Source organism: Janthinobacterium sp. EB271-G4-7A (assembly GCF_020858075.1).
Classification (GTDB): domain Bacteria; phylum Pseudomonadota; class Gammaproteobacteria; order Burkholderiales; family Burkholderiaceae_D; genus Janthinobacterium; species Janthinobacterium lividum.
In genome coordinates this window covers 1-15,288 of sequence record NZ_JACYMI010000006.1, presented here as the reverse complement: position 1 = coordinate 15,288, position 15,288 = coordinate 1, and the positions used below count along the sequence as shown (strand labels likewise).

16 protein-coding genes are annotated in these 15,288 nt (G+C 61.3%); 4 read left to right on the top strand and 12 right to left on the bottom strand.

What is annotated here, in order from left to right:
- The 12 genes from IGS58_RS26345 to IGS58_RS26290 all read right to left on the bottom strand — a co-directional run bounded on the left by IGS58_RS26345 (position 1) and on the right by IGS58_RS26290 (position 11,874).
- Positions 1-903 (bottom strand): M48 family metallopeptidase, encoded by a 903-nt coding sequence (locus tag IGS58_RS26345; RefSeq protein ID WP_230523089.1) that lies wholly within the window; start codon positions 901-903, stop codon positions 1-3.
- Positions 884-2,143 (bottom strand): AmpG family muropeptide MFS transporter, encoded by a 1,260-nt coding sequence (locus IGS58_RS26340; protein ID WP_070278331.1) that lies wholly within the window; start codon positions 2,141-2,143, stop codon positions 884-886. The genes IGS58_RS26345 and IGS58_RS26340 overlap by 20 nt, the downstream gene beginning before the upstream one ends.
- Positions 2,143-2,754: a methionine biosynthesis protein MetW gene (gene metW, locus IGS58_RS26335; RefSeq protein WP_034784683.1), complete on the bottom strand. Its 612-nt coding sequence runs from the start codon at positions 2,752-2,754 to the stop codon at positions 2,143-2,145. Before metW ends, IGS58_RS26340 begins: the two co-directional genes overlap by 1 nt.
- Positions 2,751-3,950, bottom strand: a complete 1,200-nt coding sequence (gene metX / locus IGS58_RS26330; RefSeq protein WP_071653281.1) for a homoserine O-succinyltransferase MetX — start codon at positions 3,948-3,950, stop codon at positions 2,751-2,753. The genes metW and metX overlap by 4 nt, the downstream gene beginning before the upstream one ends.
- A 134-nt stretch (positions 3,951-4,084) precedes the next feature.
- Positions 4,085-5,827, bottom strand: a complete 1,743-nt coding sequence (gene ptsP, locus IGS58_RS26325) for a phosphoenolpyruvate--protein phosphotransferase (RefSeq protein ID WP_034785303.1) — start codon at positions 5,825-5,827, stop codon at positions 4,085-4,087.
- Between the two features lie 44 nt (positions 5,828-5,871).
- Positions 5,872-6,141: an HPr family phosphocarrier protein gene (locus IGS58_RS26320; protein WP_070254359.1), complete on the bottom strand. Its 270-nt coding sequence runs from the start codon at positions 6,139-6,141 to the stop codon at positions 5,872-5,874.
- 92 nt (positions 6,142-6,233) lie between these two features.
- Entirely contained in the window at positions 6,234-6,638 is a 405-nt protein-coding gene (locus tag IGS58_RS26315; protein ID WP_035824452.1) for a PTS sugar transporter subunit IIA, read from the bottom strand.
- A 14-nt stretch (positions 6,639-6,652) separates the two neighbouring features.
- The gene (gshB, locus tag IGS58_RS26310; protein WP_092612705.1) at positions 6,653-7,609 is read right to left on the bottom strand and encodes a glutathione synthase; all 957 of its coding nucleotides are present in this window, start codon (positions 7,607-7,609) and stop codon (positions 6,653-6,655) included.
- Between the two features lie 97 nt (positions 7,610-7,706).
- Complete coding sequence (gene gshA / locus IGS58_RS26305) at positions 7,707-9,005, bottom strand: glutamate--cysteine ligase (RefSeq protein ID WP_070254361.1); 1,299 nt, start codon at positions 9,003-9,005, stop codon at positions 7,707-7,709.
- A gap of 204 nt (positions 9,006-9,209) precedes the next feature.
- Positions 9,210-10,745, bottom strand: coding sequence for an ammonium transporter (locus tag IGS58_RS26300; RefSeq protein WP_034784678.1), 1,536 nt, complete (start codon positions 10,743-10,745; stop codon positions 9,210-9,212).
- A gap of 11 nt (positions 10,746-10,756) precedes the next feature.
- A complete protein-coding gene (locus IGS58_RS26295) occupies positions 10,757-11,095 on the bottom strand; it encodes a P-II family nitrogen regulator (RefSeq protein ID WP_010393464.1) in 339 nt (112 codons plus the stop codon).
- Positions 11,096-11,106: 11 nt separating this feature from the next.
- Complete coding sequence (locus tag IGS58_RS26290) at positions 11,107-11,874, bottom strand: TorF family putative porin (protein WP_230523088.1); 768 nt, start codon at positions 11,872-11,874, stop codon at positions 11,107-11,109.
- Between the two features lie 270 nt (positions 11,875-12,144).
- Between IGS58_RS26290 and IGS58_RS26285 the strand changes: the two genes are divergently transcribed.
- The 4 genes from IGS58_RS26285 (at position 12,145) to IGS58_RS26270 (ending at position 15,158) form a co-directional block, all read left to right on the top strand.
- Positions 12,145-12,393, top strand: a complete 249-nt coding sequence (locus IGS58_RS26285; protein WP_034749434.1) for an accessory factor UbiK family protein — start codon at positions 12,145-12,147, stop codon at positions 12,391-12,393.
- Between the two features lie 110 nt (positions 12,394-12,503).
- A complete protein-coding gene (locus IGS58_RS26280) occupies positions 12,504-14,024 on the top strand; it encodes a YifB family Mg chelatase-like AAA ATPase (protein WP_070254363.1) in 1,521 nt (506 codons plus the stop codon).
- 63 nt (positions 14,025-14,087) lie between these two features.
- Positions 14,088-14,633, top strand: coding sequence for a hypothetical protein (locus IGS58_RS26275; RefSeq protein WP_230523087.1), 546 nt, complete (start codon positions 14,088-14,090; stop codon positions 14,631-14,633).
- A gap of 180 nt (positions 14,634-14,813) precedes the next feature.
- The gene (locus IGS58_RS26270) at positions 14,814-15,158 is read left to right on the top strand and encodes a DUF1840 domain-containing protein (protein WP_034749443.1); all 345 of its coding nucleotides are present in this window, start codon (positions 14,814-14,816) and stop codon (positions 15,156-15,158) included.
- Positions 15,159-15,288: the final 130 nt, after the last annotated feature.

The window sequence follows — 15,288 nt, the reverse complement described above, 5'->3', positions numbered from 1 at the left end:
CTAGCGCTGCGCGATGGCGTTGCTGCGGTATGGCGGCAAGGCGTCCACGCTGACGCCCTTGCTGCGCGCGTACAGGGGCAGCACTTGCGTCATGTGGCTGTTCATCTGCGAGATGCGGTCCTTGCCCGACGGGTGGGTCGAGAGGAATTCTGGCGGCGCGCCCGCGCTCACGGCCGCCATCTTCTGCCACAGCACCACGCCGGCGCGCGGATCGAAGCCGGCGCGCGCGGCCAGGTCCATGCCGATCAGGTCCGCTTCGCGTTCATCGTCGCGCGAGAATTTCAGCATCACCCCCTTGGCCGCCATATTCGTGGCGGTACTGGTCAGATTCGGGTCGACGCCGAGCCAGGCCGACAGGCCGGCGCCGGCCAGCTTGGCGCCGACGGCGGCCAGGTTGCCCTTGCCGGCCTGCGCCTGCGAATGTTCGCGCAAGGCGTGCGAGATTTCATGGCCCATGACGACGGCCACTTCATCGTCGGTCAGGTTCAGCTTGGTGATGATGCCGCTGTAAAAGGCGATCTGCCCGCCCGGCATGCAAAAGGCGTTGACCTCGTCGGAGTTGAGCAGGTTGATCTGCCAGTTCCAGCTGGCCGCCGCCTCGTTCCAGCGCGTGGCGAACGGGATGATGCGCTGGGCGATGGCGCGCAGGCGTTTCACTTGCGGATCGCTGTCCGGCACCAGCGCATTTTTTTCCTTCGCTTCGTTGACCAGCTGCGTATATTGCTGCTTCGACTGTGCATTGAAATCGGCGCCGCCGGCAAAGATGCGCGAGGTCGACAAGGGACGCACCTTGATGCCATCCTGCACTGTCGCCTGCTGGGCGGAGACGGACAGGGGCGCCAGCGCGTTGGCCGCGCACAGGCTGGCCAGGACGGTGTAACGTTTAAGGGATATTGGTGCCATTGGCAGACCTCCATGGAGCGATTTTAGGCAGCATCATCATGGCCGGGAAGGCCAGGAAGAAGCAAACGATGAAAAACGAGAACCAGCCCAGCTCGGCGACGAGGAAGCCCACCGAGGCATTGATCAGGGTGCGCGGCACGGCGCTCAGGCTGGAAAACAAGGCATATTGCGTGGCCGTGTAGCGCGGGTCCGTGGTGCGCGACAGGAACGCGACAAAGGCGGCCGCACCCAGGCCCAGGCTGGCGAAAGCTTCGAAGCCGATCACGGCGCTCAATAGCATGGTATTCGGCCCCACCTGCGCCAGCCAGGCGAATCCGAGGATGGCGATGGCCTGCAGCGCGCCAAACACCCACAGGCCCCGGTTGATGCCCAGCTTGAGCATCCAGATGCCGCCCACCACGCCGCCGGCCAGGCTGGCCCAGAAACCCGTGGTATTGGCGGCCAGGCCGATCTGCGTCATGGAAAAACCCAGGTCGAGATAAAACTTCGTCGCCAGCGCCGTGGCCATGCTGTCGCCGATTTTATACAGTAATACGAAGGCGAGGATCCACATTGCGTTACGCCAACCATCGCGCGCGATGAATTCCTGGAACGGCAAGATGATCGCTTCGCGCATGGTCTTCGGCGGCGAGCCGTACACGGTCGGCTCCCTGATCAGCAAGGTGCACACGAGGCCTGGCAGCATGAAGGCGGCCGTGATCCAGAAAACGGGCTGCCACGGCATGCGGTCGGCCAGGATCAGCGACAGCGCACCCGGCACCATGCCCGCCACTTTATACGCGTTGACGATGACGGCGGCGCCCAGGCCCTGCTCGTTATCGCTGAGGATTTCGCGCCGGTAGGCGTCGATGACGATGTCCTGGCTGGCCGACAGGAAGGCCACGCCGCCGGCGGCCGCCGCGATCAGGCCGATCTGCGTGAGCGGATCGAGCATGCCCATGCCGCCGATGGAAAAGAACAGCGCCACTTGCGTCAGGGCCATCCAGCCGCGCCGGCGTCCCAGTCCCAGGATGCGGTAGCGGTCCATCAGGGGCGCCCACAGGAATTTCCAGATGTACGGGAACTGCACTAGGGCGAACAACCCCAGCGCCTTGACGTTCAAGCCCGACTTGGCCAGCCATGCCTGCAGCAGGTACAGCAGGATGAACAGGGGCAAGCCGGAACTGAAGCCCAGCACCAGCACGGCCAGCATGCGGCCATTGGCATAGGAACGCCAGCCTGGCGCCGGGCTTGTGGTCATCAATGCACCGCTTTTTTACGCAGGCGAAAGACGGCCAGGTCGCCGCGCAGGTTCGGCAGCACGGAGACCATCTTGCCTTCGGCCAGGGCCACGCATTCGATCACTTCCAGGCCGCATTCCTCGGCCAGTTCGCGGAAGTCATTGATGGTTGCGCAGCGTACGTTGGGCGTGTCATACCACTGGTAAGGCAGCGATTTCGACACGGGCATGCGGCCTTTGAGCAGCGCCACGCGGTGCGGCCAGTAGGCGAAGTTGGGGAACGAGACGATGGCCTCGGCGCCCACGCGCACGATGTCGCGCAGCAACGGCTCCACCTGCTTCATCATCTGCAAGGACGACAGGCACAGCACCGTATCGAAGCTGTTGTCGCCAAAGATGGCCAGGCCCTTCTCCATGTCTTGCTGGATCACGTTCACGCCGCGCACGGTACTGGCCAGCACCTTGTCGTCGGCGATCTCGATGCCGTAGCCGCTGCACTCCTTGTCGCTTTGCAGATACTGCAGCATCACGCCTTCGCCGCAGCCCACGTCCAGCACATGCGCGTTATTCGGCACCCAGTGGGCGATGAAGGCCAGGTCGGGGCGCAGCGCGCTCAATTCGTCAAAAGTCATGCGGTCTCCTTCGCGCCCTGGCGGACGGCGGTGTGCTGTGCAGGAGCGGGCAAGCCCGCCCCGATGTCGTTCCATACCTGGCCATAATAGGCGCGCACCATGTTCATGTAGCGCGCATCTTCCAGCAGGAAGGCGTCGTGGCCGTGCGGCGCATCGATTTCCGCATACGTGACCTGGCGGCGGTTGCATACGAGCGCTTCGACAATCTCCCGGCTGCGCTCGGGCGAAAAGCGCCAGTCGGTGGAAAACGAGGCGAGGAAGAACTTGGCCTTCGTGCCCGACAGGGCCTTGGCCAGGTCGCCGCCATGCGCGCGCGCCGGATCGAAATAATCGAGCGCCTTGGTGATCAAGAGATACGTGTTGGCGTCGAAGTATTCGGAAAACTTGTCGCCCTGGTAGCGCAGATACGATTCGATCTCGAAGTCGATGCCGAAGCCGAATTTGTAGTCGCCCGTCTGCGCCGCGTCGCGCAGCTTGCGGCCGAATTTCTCTGCCATGTCATCGTTCGACAGATACGTGATGTGGCCCACCATGCGCGCCACGCGCAAGCCGTTCTTCGGCACCACGCCATGGGCATAGAAATCGCCGCCATGGTAATCGGGATCGGACAGGATGGCCTGGCGCGCCACGTCATTGAAGGCGATATTCTGCGCCGACAGCTTGGCCGTCGAGGCGATCACCACGCAGTGGCGCAGGCGCTCGGGGAACATGATGCTCCACGCCAGCGCCTGCATGCCGCCCAGGGATCCCCCCATCACGGCGGCAAACTGCCTGACGCCCAGTTCATCGGCCAGGCGCGCCTGCGCGCTGACCCAGTCTTCCACCGTGACGACGGGGAAGGAGGCGCCATACGGCTTGCCGGTGGCGGGATTGGTGTGCATGGGGCCAGTCGAACCGAAGCAGGAACCCAGGTTGTTGACGCCGATGACGAAGAATTTGTTGGTGTCGAGCGGCTTGCCGGGACCAACCATATTGTCCCACCAGCCCGTGCTTTTCGGTTCATCCGCGTAGACGCCGGCCACGTGGTGCGAGGCGTTCAGGGCGTGGCAGACCAGCACCGCGTTCGATTTGTCGGCGTTCAGGGTGCCGTAGGTTTCATACATCAACATATAGTCTTGCAGCGATGCTCCGCTTTGCAGCTGCAAGGGTTGCGCAAAATACATGGTTTGCGGCGAAACGATTCCAATGGATGACATGTGTGTCGGTTTATAAAAGGAGGTTGGCCCCACGGGCCATAGTCGATGCAGCACCGCGATGATAGGTGCTGCAACTTTAGCATCAGGACACATCTTGCCGCGCGCGATGTGTCCTGATGCCGATAGGTGACAGTTTACATGAGCTGCAACTGTTGTACGGCTTCCGCGATCACATTTGGTTCCATGGAACGCATAATTTTGCGCATTTGTGGCGCAATCAGGCCCAGGTCGCTGTTGAGGATCTCTTGCTTGACCGCCAATAGTTGCGCCGGGTGCATGGAAAACTCGCGTAGTCCCATGCCCAGCAGCAAGCGCGTGAGCTTCACGTCGCCCGCCATTTCGCCGCAGACGGCCACGTCGATGCCCGCCTTGTGGCCGGCGGCGATCGTCATGGAGATCAGTTGCAGCACGGCCGGGTGCAGCGGGTTGTACAAATGCGCCACTTCATAGTCGACGCGGTCGATGGCCAGCGTGTACTGGATCAAGTCATTCGTGCCGATCGACAGGAAATCCATGCGCTTGACGAACATGGGCAGGGCCAGCGCCGCGGCCGGGATCTCGATCATGGCGCCCACTTCGACCTCGTCGTCGAACTTGACGCCCTCCTCGCGCAGGCTGGCCTTGGCTTGCGCGATCATGGCCAGCGACTGGTCGATCTCGAACGCATGCGCCAGCATGGGAATCAGGATGCGCACCTTGCCAAAGGCGGAGGCGCGCAGAATGGCCCGCAGCTGCGTCAGGAACAGTTGCGGCTCGGCCAGGCAGTAACGGATGGCGCGCAAGCCCAGGGCGGGATTCAATGCCGTATGGTCGGCCTGGTCGAGCGGCTTGTCGGCGCCGATGTCCAAGGTGCGGATCGTCACCACGCGTCCCTTCATCGACTGCACCGTGTTGCGGTAAGCCTCGAACTGCTCGTCCTCGGTGGGTATCTTGTGGGCGCGGCCCATGAACAGGAATTCGGAGCGGAACAGGCCCACGCCGCTGGCGCCCGATTCCAGCGCAAACGGGCAATCCTCGGGCAACTCGATATTCGCCAGCAGGGTGATGGGGGTGCCGCATTTGGTCACGGCCGGCGTCTTTTTCAGCTTGCCCAGCTTTTTGCGCGCGCGCTGCATGGCCGTCTGGCGCTCGCGGTACTGTTCCAGCACCAGGGCGCTGGGGTTGGCGATGACGACGCCGGCATCGCCGTCGATGATCAGCCAGTCGTCCTGCTCGATCAGCATCGACGCCTGCGACATGCCGACGGCGGCCGGGATATCCAGGCTGCGCGCGACGATGGCCGTGTGCGAGTTCTGCCCGCCCACGTCGGTGATGAAGCCGATGAAGGAACGGTCGCGGAACTGCAGCATGTCGGCCGGCGAGATGTCGTGCGCGACGACGATCATCTGCGCCATCAATTCATCTTCGGCGGCCGCCTTGGGCAACAGCTGCTCGGTGCCCAGCAAGACTTTCAAGACGCGTTCGGCAACCTGCTGGATGTCGGCCTTGCGTTCGCGCAAATACGGGTCTTCGATTTCGTCGAACTGGGCCGACAATTCATCGATCTGCGTGAGCAGCGCCCATTCGGCGTTGTAGTGGCGCTTGCGGATGATGTCGAGCGGCGCTTCGGAAATCATCGGATCGGACAGGATCAGCGCGTGCACGTCGATGAAGGCGCCCAGTTCCGTGGGCGCATCCTTGGGCAGCTCGTTCCACAGGGTTTGCAGTTCCTTGTGGACGGTGGCGATGGCGCTTTGCAGGCGCTGGACTTCGGCTTCGATCTGTTCCTGGGCGACCAGGTAATGTTTGACGTCAAGGGCGGCCGGCGCCAGCAGATGCGCGCGGCCAATGGCGATGCCGCGGGAGACCGGGATGCCGTGGAGCGTGAAAGATGCCATGGGGTGACCTGTCGGAATGCGGCTGCGGCTGCGTTCGGCGGGCATTACTCGCCTTCGCCAAACCTGTCATTAATCAGGGCGGTGAGCGCATCGACACATGCCAGCTCATCATCGCCCTCGGCTTCCAGGGTCACTTTCGCGCCCTTGCCGGCGGCCAGCATCATCACGCCCATGATGGACTTGGCGTTGATGCGGCGCGCGTTGCGGGTCAGCCAGACGTCGCTCTTGAACTTGGCGGCGAGCTGGGTAAATTTGGCGGAAGCGCGTGCGTGCAATCCCAGCTTGTTGATGATTTCGAGTTCTTTTTGAATCATTTTTGTATGGTCTCTATCCCTGAATGCACTACGCTGATGACAATCTTGGCCTATAAAACCCGCCGCCTTCAGGGCGGCGGCCATGTACTTCCTTATTCGCCCACGCGGATGCGGTTATCGACGCGCACGGCGCCGCTTTGCGCACCGGCCAGCGCCATCTCCACCACCACGTCGAGCGTGTCGCGGCGATACGTGATGGCGCGCAGCAGCATCGGCAGGCTGATGCCGGCGATGACTTCCACCCGACCCGCATCGGCCAGCTTGTTGCAGCAGTTCGACGGCGTGCCGCCCTTCACGTCGGTAATCACCAGCACGCCGGAGCCGTCATCGAGGCGGCAGATGGCGTCCGACGCCAGCTTCTGCACTTCCGCCAGGTCCTGGTCGGCGACGACGTCGATGGCTTCAAAACGTTCCGTTGGCCCGCGAAACACATGCGCGCAAGCGGCGATGAATGCCTGTCCCAGCGGTGCATGTGTCATGAGCAAAATCCCTACCATAGCCATTCCACTTTCTAGCGCTGCTGCGTTTGCGCAACGCCATGCTCGACGGCGTCGACAAACATGGCAGCCACGTCAAAACCCGTCTGCTGCATGATTTCCTGGAAGCAGGTCGGGCTGGTGACATTGACTTCCGTCAGATAGTCGCCGATCACGTCCAATCCTACCAGCATCAGGCCGCGCGCGGCCAGGATCGGACCCAGCTTTTCAGCGATTTCCAGGTCGCGCGCCGTCAATGGCTGCGCTACGCCCGTGCCGCCGGCGGCCAGGTTGCCCCGCACTTCGCCCGCCTGCGGGATGCGCGCCAGCGAAAATGGCACCGGCTTGCCCCCGATGACGAGGATACGCTTGTCGCCCTTGTCGATGTCGGGGATAAACCGCTGCGCCATGATGGTTTGCGCGCCGTTCTCGCTCAGGGTCTCGATGATGGCGCCCAGGTTCAGGCCATCGGCCTTGACGCGGAAGATGCCCGTGCCGCCCATGCCGTCGAGCGGCTTGAAGATGACGTCCTGGTGCTTGGCGTGGAAGGCGCGCAGGCGCGCTTCGTTCGACGTCACCAGGGTCGGCGAGGTGAATTCGGAAAACTGGGCGATGGCCAGTTTTTCATTGTTGTCGCGGATGGCGGACGGCTTGTTGAAGACGCAGGCGCCCTGCTTTTCCGCCAGCTCCAGCAGATACGTGCCGTACACGTATTCCATGTCGAAGGGCGGATCCTTGCGCTCGATGATGGCGTCCAGGGCCGACAGGCGTACTTCCTCGGTGGAGACCACCTTGTACCAGTCGTGTTCGTCGCCCGTCAGCTCGATGTGCTGTACCCGTGCCGTGACGATGCCCTCTTCCAGCGCCATGTCCTTCTGTTCGAAGGCGTACACGGCATGGCCGCGTTTGGCGGCCTCGCGCATCATGGCGAAGGTGGAATCTTTGTAAGTCTTGAAGCCTGCCAGCGGGTCGGCAAGGAATGCAATTTTCATGGTGCGTCCAATCGGGGAGCCTGGATAAGGAATGCTTGATTCTAGCCGAGATCGCCAGGCGCGGTAGTCGGCGCGCCCGGCAAGCCTCATTGGTGGATCAATACACCTCGGGATTCGGGTCCGTGCGCTCCATTTCCAGCGACGCGGCCAGCAAGGCCAGGCGCGCCACCACGCCATACACATAGAAGCGGTTCGGCGCGGCCGTGCCCGGCTTGGCCTTCAAGTCCGGCACGGCATGCTGCTGGGCAAATGCCAGCGGCACGTACTGCGAACCGGGCGCGTTCAGGTTCTGGTCCACGCCACGCTCAGCATGTACGCGGTAGAAACCGCCCACCACGTAGCGGTCGATCATGTAGACGACCGGTTCGGCCACGGCATCCTTGATGCTTTCAAAGGTCGGCACGCCTTCCTGGATGATCACGTCGGTGACGACTTTGCCATCCTTGACGATGGACATCTTGTCACGCTGCTTGCGCGACAGGTCGCGCACTTCGCTGGCGTCGCGCACCGTCATGATGCCCGTGCCATACGTGCCCGCATCGGGCTTGACGATGACGAAAGGCTTTTCCTTGATGCCGTATTCCTTGTATTTCTTGCGGATCTTGGCCAGCAGCACGTCGACGCTGGCGGCCAGCGCATCTTCGCCCTCGCCTTCCTGGAAGTTGACGTCGCTGCACTTGGCGTGGAAGGGATTGAGCATCCACGGATCGACATCGATCATCTTGCCGAATTTTTTCACCACTTCATCGTAAGCCGTGTAGTGGTTGCTCTTGCGGCGCAAGGCCCAGCCCGCGTGCAAGGGCGGCAGCAGGCTTTGCTCATGAATATTTTGCAAGATATCGGGGATGCCGTCTGACAAGTCGTTATTCAGCAGAATCGTGCACGGATCGAAATCCTTCAAGCCCAGGCGGCGGCCATTGTTCAGACGCACGAGCGGCTCGATGACGAGCATGTTGCCATCTGGCAACGCCAAGGGTGTCGGCTGGGTGATGTCGGGCGACCAGGAGCCGAAACGCACGTGCAGCCCCGTCTGGCGGAAGATTTGCATCAGGCGCGCCACGTTCTGCAGATACTGCGGCGTAGTGTTGTGCAATTCCGGCACGATCAGCAGGTTGCGGGCGTCCGGGCAATACTTGTCGATGGCGGCCATGGCCGCCTGCACGGACAAGGGCAGCATTTCCGTGGCCAGGTTATGGAAACCGCCTGGGAACAGATTGGTATCGACGGGCGCCAGCTTGTAGCCGGCGTTACGCAAGTCTACCGAGCAATAGAAGGGCGGCGTGTGTTCTTGCCACTCCATGCGAAACCAGCGCTCAATGGCCGGCGTCGCGGCCAGAATCTTTTTTTCGAGGTCGAGCAGCGGTCCGGTCAGGGCCGTGACGAGATGGGGAACCATAGTTACATCCTTAAATTATGTGCAGTATTCAAAAAAGCACACAGAACTGCCGACTATATTACCGTGTAAGTACCCCAAATCGGGGCAAAAGCCTTGTTTTAAAGACCTTTTACATTCCCACAACGAAAAAAAGGCACCTCAATGAGGTGCCTTTTCCAGCTGAACATGCCGCGCCGGGGCGCTGGCATGCCAGATAATTGCTATTTAGCCATGATACGCTTGCTCGCCGTGGCTGGTGATATCGAGGCCTTCGCGCTCTTCTTCTTCCGGTACGCGCAGGCCGATGACGATGTCGACCAGTTTATAGGCGATGACGGAGACGATGGCCGACCAGAGGATGGTGGTGCCGACCGCTTGCGCCTGCACCCACACCTGGTGGCCGATCGAGTACGGATCCGCCGACATCTTGTTGGTGACATAGTCGAATACGCCCTGGCCGCCCAGTTGTGGCGCAGCAAACACACCCGTCAGCAAGGCACCGAGGATACCGCCCACGCCATGCACGCCGAACACGTCGAGCGAATCGTCGGCGCCGATCAGGCGTTTCAGGCCATTCACGCCCCACAGGCAGACGACACCGGCCAGCAAGCCGATGACCAGGCCGCCCATCGGGCCGACAAAGCCGGCCGCCGGGGTGATCGCCACCAGGCCGGCCACGGCGCCGGACGCGCCACCGAGCATGGAAGGTTTGCCTTTGCTGATCCACTCGCCAAACACCCACGACAGGGTGGCGGCGGCCGTTGCCAGCAAGGTGTTGACGAAGGCCAGGGCAGCCACGTCGCCCGCTTCCATCGAGGAACCGGCATTGAAACCGAACCAGCCCACCCACAGCAGCGACGCGCCGATCATGGTCATCGTCAGCGAGTGCGGTGCCATCGATTCGCGGCCGTAGCCGACGCGTTTGCCGATCATGATGGCGCCCACCAGGCCGGCGACAGCGGCATTGATGTGCACCACGGTGCCGCCGGCGAAGTCCAGCGCGCCTTTTTGCCAGATCCAGCCCGCTTTCAGGGCTTCGCTGGCCGAGGTGGCGGCGCTGGTGATCAGGTCAGGCCCGGTCCAGAACCACACCATGTGAGCCGCTGGCAGGTAGGCGAACGTGAACCACAGCACGACGAAGGCCAGCACGGCGGAAAACTTGGCGCGCTCGGCAAAGGCGCCGACGATCAGTGCGCAAGTGATGGCGGCAAACGTGCCCTGGAAAGCAACGAAGACGAACTCGGGAATGACGACGCCCTTGCTGAAGGTGGCGGCGGCGGCAAACGTACCCTTGGCCGGATCCCAGATACCATTCAGGAACAGGCGGTCGAAGCCACCGAAGAAGGCGGTTTTTTCCGTGAAGGCGATCGAGTAGCCGTAGATACACCACAGCACGATGACCAGCGCGAACACCATGAACACTTGCATCAGCACCGACAGCATGTTTTTCGAGCGCACCAGTCCGCCGTAGAACAGGGCCAGGCCGGGGATCGTCATCAAGATCACCAGCAAGGTGCTGATCATCATGAAACTGGTATCGCCCTTGTTGGCGACAGGCGCGGCGGCTGGCGCGGCAGCAGCGGGGGCCGGAGCGGCGGCGGCAGGCGCTGCGTCAGGAACCGGCGTGACGGCGGGAGCGGCGACGGCCGTGGTTGTGGCCGCCTCCGTCTTGGCGGGCGCATCGGCAAAGCTTGGCGTGGCAATGCCAAACGCACACAGGCAGGCTATCCCAGCTAGCAATTTTGTTATATTTTTATGCATCAATATTCCCCTTAGAGCGCTTCGTTGCCGGTTTCACCGGTACGGATGCGGATAACCTGTTCCAGGTTGTAGACGAAAATCTTGCCATCACCGATTTTACCGGTACGCGCGGCACCTTCGATCGCTTCGATGGCCTGGTCGACAATGGCGTCATCGACGGCCGCTTCGATCTTGGTCTTTGGCAAGAAATCAACGACATACTCGGCGCCACGGTAGAGTTCCGTGTGGCCTTTCTGGCGGCCGAAGCCCTTGACTTCCGTGACGGTAATGCCTTGCACATTGATAGCCGACAAAGCTTCGCGTACTTCGTCCAGTTTGAACGGTTTAATGATTGCAGTAATCATTTTCATGGCAGTCTCGCTTAAAAGGTTTTGGACACGGTCAGCACGAGACCGGATTTCGCCAGATTCTTGCCGTTCGGAGCCAGCGATACGTTATTGGCCTTGACGGCCGCCAGGGAAACGGTCGCCACGCCGAAGTCCTTGGTCACGCCAATCTTGTAATCGCTGTAGCTGAGGGAATCGTTGTGCTCGACCTTCTGACGTCCGACATGCAGGTTCAGCATGTAGCCATCATGCACCTCGACGTTGGCACCCACGTCGAGGTAGCCGCTGTTCTTGCTGTCGGCGACACCGAACAGATTCGTCGTCGAATGCGAGTATTTGACATATATCGGGCCATAGCCGAGTTGGCCGTACAGCTCGAAGGTGTTGGCATTGGTGCTCAGTCCATTCGAGGGATAGAAATAGTACAGGCCGCCCACGTCATAGGTAAAATCCTTGCTGATCTCGCCCCGCTTGCCGCCGTAGATATCCCATTCCAGATTGGTGTCGCCGCCGCCATCCTTGATCCATTTGATACTCGACAACCAGGTGCCCACATACAGGCCCGTCGGGTTATGGGTATAGTCGGCGCCGCCGCTGATGGCCGGTTTCAAGCGGCTTTGCGACAGGCCGCGGTAACGGTAGTCGCTGGTCAGCGCCACGTTATAGCTCACCACGTTATCAGGCACGGCTTCGGCCGCAGCAGGCGCCGCCACTGCATCCTGGGCCATGGCGCTACCGCATATGGCGGTCATGGCCAGCGTCAACGCTGCAGCTAAAGTCATGTTCTTGGACAGATTCTTCATGGCGATTCCCTTTTATTGAACTTTTAAAGCGGTTGAGGTTTAAAATCTTGGCTGGAGATCACAAAGCGTTCATACCTTCTTTAGCAGAATACGTGCCAGCTCCATTGCCACCTTGACAGGTGCGTTTCCGGCCACACATACCCTACAAGCCTCTGGGCATGCGGGTACGGGCTGCTAAAGCATTGTGAATTTGCCCAGATTCGCACCAGATTAACGCCGCTGTGCACCGCAATGGTGCGATGCACAGGCCGCACCATAAAAGGACTGACCATGGACATGAATACCTTCTTTAACGATTTGCAAGGCAAGATCCATCAAGCCATCGAAAACTCGCCGGCCAAGGATATCGAGAAAAACGTGAAGTCGATGATGACCCAGGGCTTCGCCCGCCTCGATCTCGTCACGCGCGAGGAATTCGATATCCAGGCGCAAGTACTGGCCAAGACCCGCGCCAAACTGGACGCACTGGAATTGCGCCTGATCGAACTGGAAACGCGCCTGAACGACACCAAGGCGTAAACTGCGGCCGGCAGGGCCCGTTATTGACGGCCTTGCTGGCATACCTCAAGCCTGGCGGCGTTTCTAGCGCTAGACTGATCCTGCCCGCGCCCGCGCTACAGGGGAGTCTGATGAGCCTGGCCGTCCTGAAAAGCCGCGCCCTGGCCGGCATGGAGGCGCCCGAGGTAAGTGTCGAAGTCCACCTTGCCAACGGCTTGCCTTCGTTTACGATTGTCGGCTTGCCGGATACGGAAGTGAAGGAATCGCGCGACCGTGTTCGTGCCGCGTTGCAAAACTGCGGCTTTGAAATGCCGGCGCGGCGCATCACGGCCAATCTGGCACCAGCGGACTTGCCCAAGGAATCGGGCCGCTTCGACTTGCCCATTGCACTGGGCATCCTGGCCGCCTCCGGCCAGTTGCCGGGCGATCAATTACATCACTATGAATTCGCGGGCGAACTGTCGCTCTCAGGCCAGTTGCGCCCCATCCGCGGCGCCCTGGCCATGACCTTTGCCATGCAGCGCAACCAGTCGGGCGCGCCACGCGCCTTCATCCTGCCGCAGGCAAACGCGGACGAGGCCGCTCTCGTCGGCGATGCCTGCATCTATCCCGCCCACAGCCTGCTCGAGGTCTGCGCGCATTTTGCCGCGCACGCCAGCCAGAACGCCCTGCAACGCCACCAGCCCGTGCTGGTAGCGCACGCTTTTCCGTATCCCGACTTTGCCGACGTGCAGGGGCAGCAGCAGGCGCGGCGGGCACTGGAAGTGGCGGCAGCGGGCGGTCACAACGTCTTGATGGTGGGGCCGCCAGGCGCAGGCAAGACCATGCTGGCCAGCCGCTTTCCCGGCGTGCTGCCGCCCATGAGCGATGAAGAAGCGCTGGAATCGGCTGCCGTGCATTCGCTGGGCGGCCACTTCAAGGTGGAACACTGGAAACGGCGGCCCTATCGCTCCCCGCACCAGACAGCATCCGGCGTGGCACTGGTGGGTGGCGGCAACGTACCGCGCCCGGGAGAAATCTCGCTGGCCCACTGCGGCGTGCTGTTTCTCGATGAAATTGCCGAATTCCAGCGCCGGGTACTCGATGTGCTGCGTCAGCCCATGGAATCGGGCGTGATCAGCATTTCACGCGCGGCCCGCCAGGCCGAGTTTCCTGCCCGCTTTCAACTGATCGCCGCCATGAATCCCTGCCCGTGCGGCTATCTGGGGCACGCTTCCGGCCGCTGCCGCTGCACGCCAGACGCCGTGCTGCGCTATCACAATCGCCTGTCCGGCCCGCTGCTCGACCGTATCGACCTGCAGATTGAAGTGGCCGCCATGCCGCCGGCCGCGCTGGGCCGGCAGGCCGGTGCCGGAGAATGCACGCAGCGGATCGCCACGCGGGTAGCGGCAGCCTATGCCTTGCAGCTGGCGCGCCAGGGAAAATCGAACCAGCAGCTGAGCAACACGGAAATCGAGCAGCATTGTCGCCTTGAAAAGCATGGCGAACAGTTGCTGCATGGCGCCATGACGCGTCTGCACTGGTCCGCGCGCACCTATCACCGGGTACTGCGCGTGGCGCGCAGCATCGCGGACCTGGCGGGCAGCCCGGCCATCGTGCAGCCACATGTTGCCGAAGCGATCCAGTACCGGCGCGTACTGCGTGAAATATAAGGCGGCCATGAGCCCCACGCGTGCACGATTGCGCGTGATGGACGGCGCTGCTACCATCTGCTGATGAAAAAAACATCACTTTCCCTCGTCCTGGCGACGCTCGCGGCTGCCAGCGTCCTGTCCGCCTGTAGTCCGAAATTCGACTGGCGCGACTATCGCAGCCCCGATGCCCAGTTCACGGCCCTGTTTCCAGGCAAGCCGGCCGTGCTGACGCGCGAGATCGATCTCGATGGCAAGAAAGTCAGCCTGACCATGACGGCCAGCGAGGTCGATGGCAATACCTTCGCCATTGGCAGCGCCGTGCTCGACAGTGCGGAACAGGCACAAACGGCCCTGCCCGCCATGCAGATGGCCCTGTTGAAAAATATCAACGGTACCGTGCGCAGCGAAAAATCGGCCTCGGCGGCCAGCAGCACGGCGGCCGGCAGCCATCAACGCAGTTCGCTGAGCATCGAAGCGACGGGGACGCAGCAGGGCAAGCCCGTCCTGCTGGTCGGCCGTTTTGTGGCGCAGGACAAACGCATCTTCCAGGTCATCATTCTCGGTGAAGAAAGCAAGCTGTCGCGTGACACCATCGACACCTTCATGGACTCCGTGAAACTAGATTGAGACTTAACGATCGCTTAAACGGGTGTTTTCACGATAAACAAGCTCTTGTAAATGCGTGCGGTGTCCAACAGATGGCCCTATCCGGCTTGCAAATGTGCAATCCGGGCAATCGGACGGCCTGTGCGACATTTCAAGTCGTGATATTGTTTCGACACTAACAACAAGTTTCAGAAAGCGCTTATGTTGATCTCATTCAAATCCAAATCCTCCCCAGAAGTGCTGATGTACCAGGAACATGCCCAACGCATCCTCGACATCCTGCACAAGAACCCCACGCGCGGCGTCATCACGCCAGCGGAAGCGGGCGATGCCCTGGCCCTGCTGGAAAAAGAAGTCGCGGAAAGCAAATTGCATCCGGAAAACGACATCGAACACGATGCGCATACGCCGGAAACCCTGGAAGATGGCGAAACGGGCGCCCATGCGCGCGCGCAAAAAGTGCATTTTTCGCAGCGCGCCTATCCCTTGATGGAAATGCTGCGCTCGGCCAAGGCGGAAAATGAAAGCATCACCTGGGGCATCTGATCCGATGAACGCTGCAGACGAAAAAAAACCCCGCACACGCGGGGTTTTTTTATATAACAAGCCTGACGATAACCTACTTTCACACTGGTTGCAGCACTATCATCGGCGCAAAGTTGTTTCACGGTCCTGT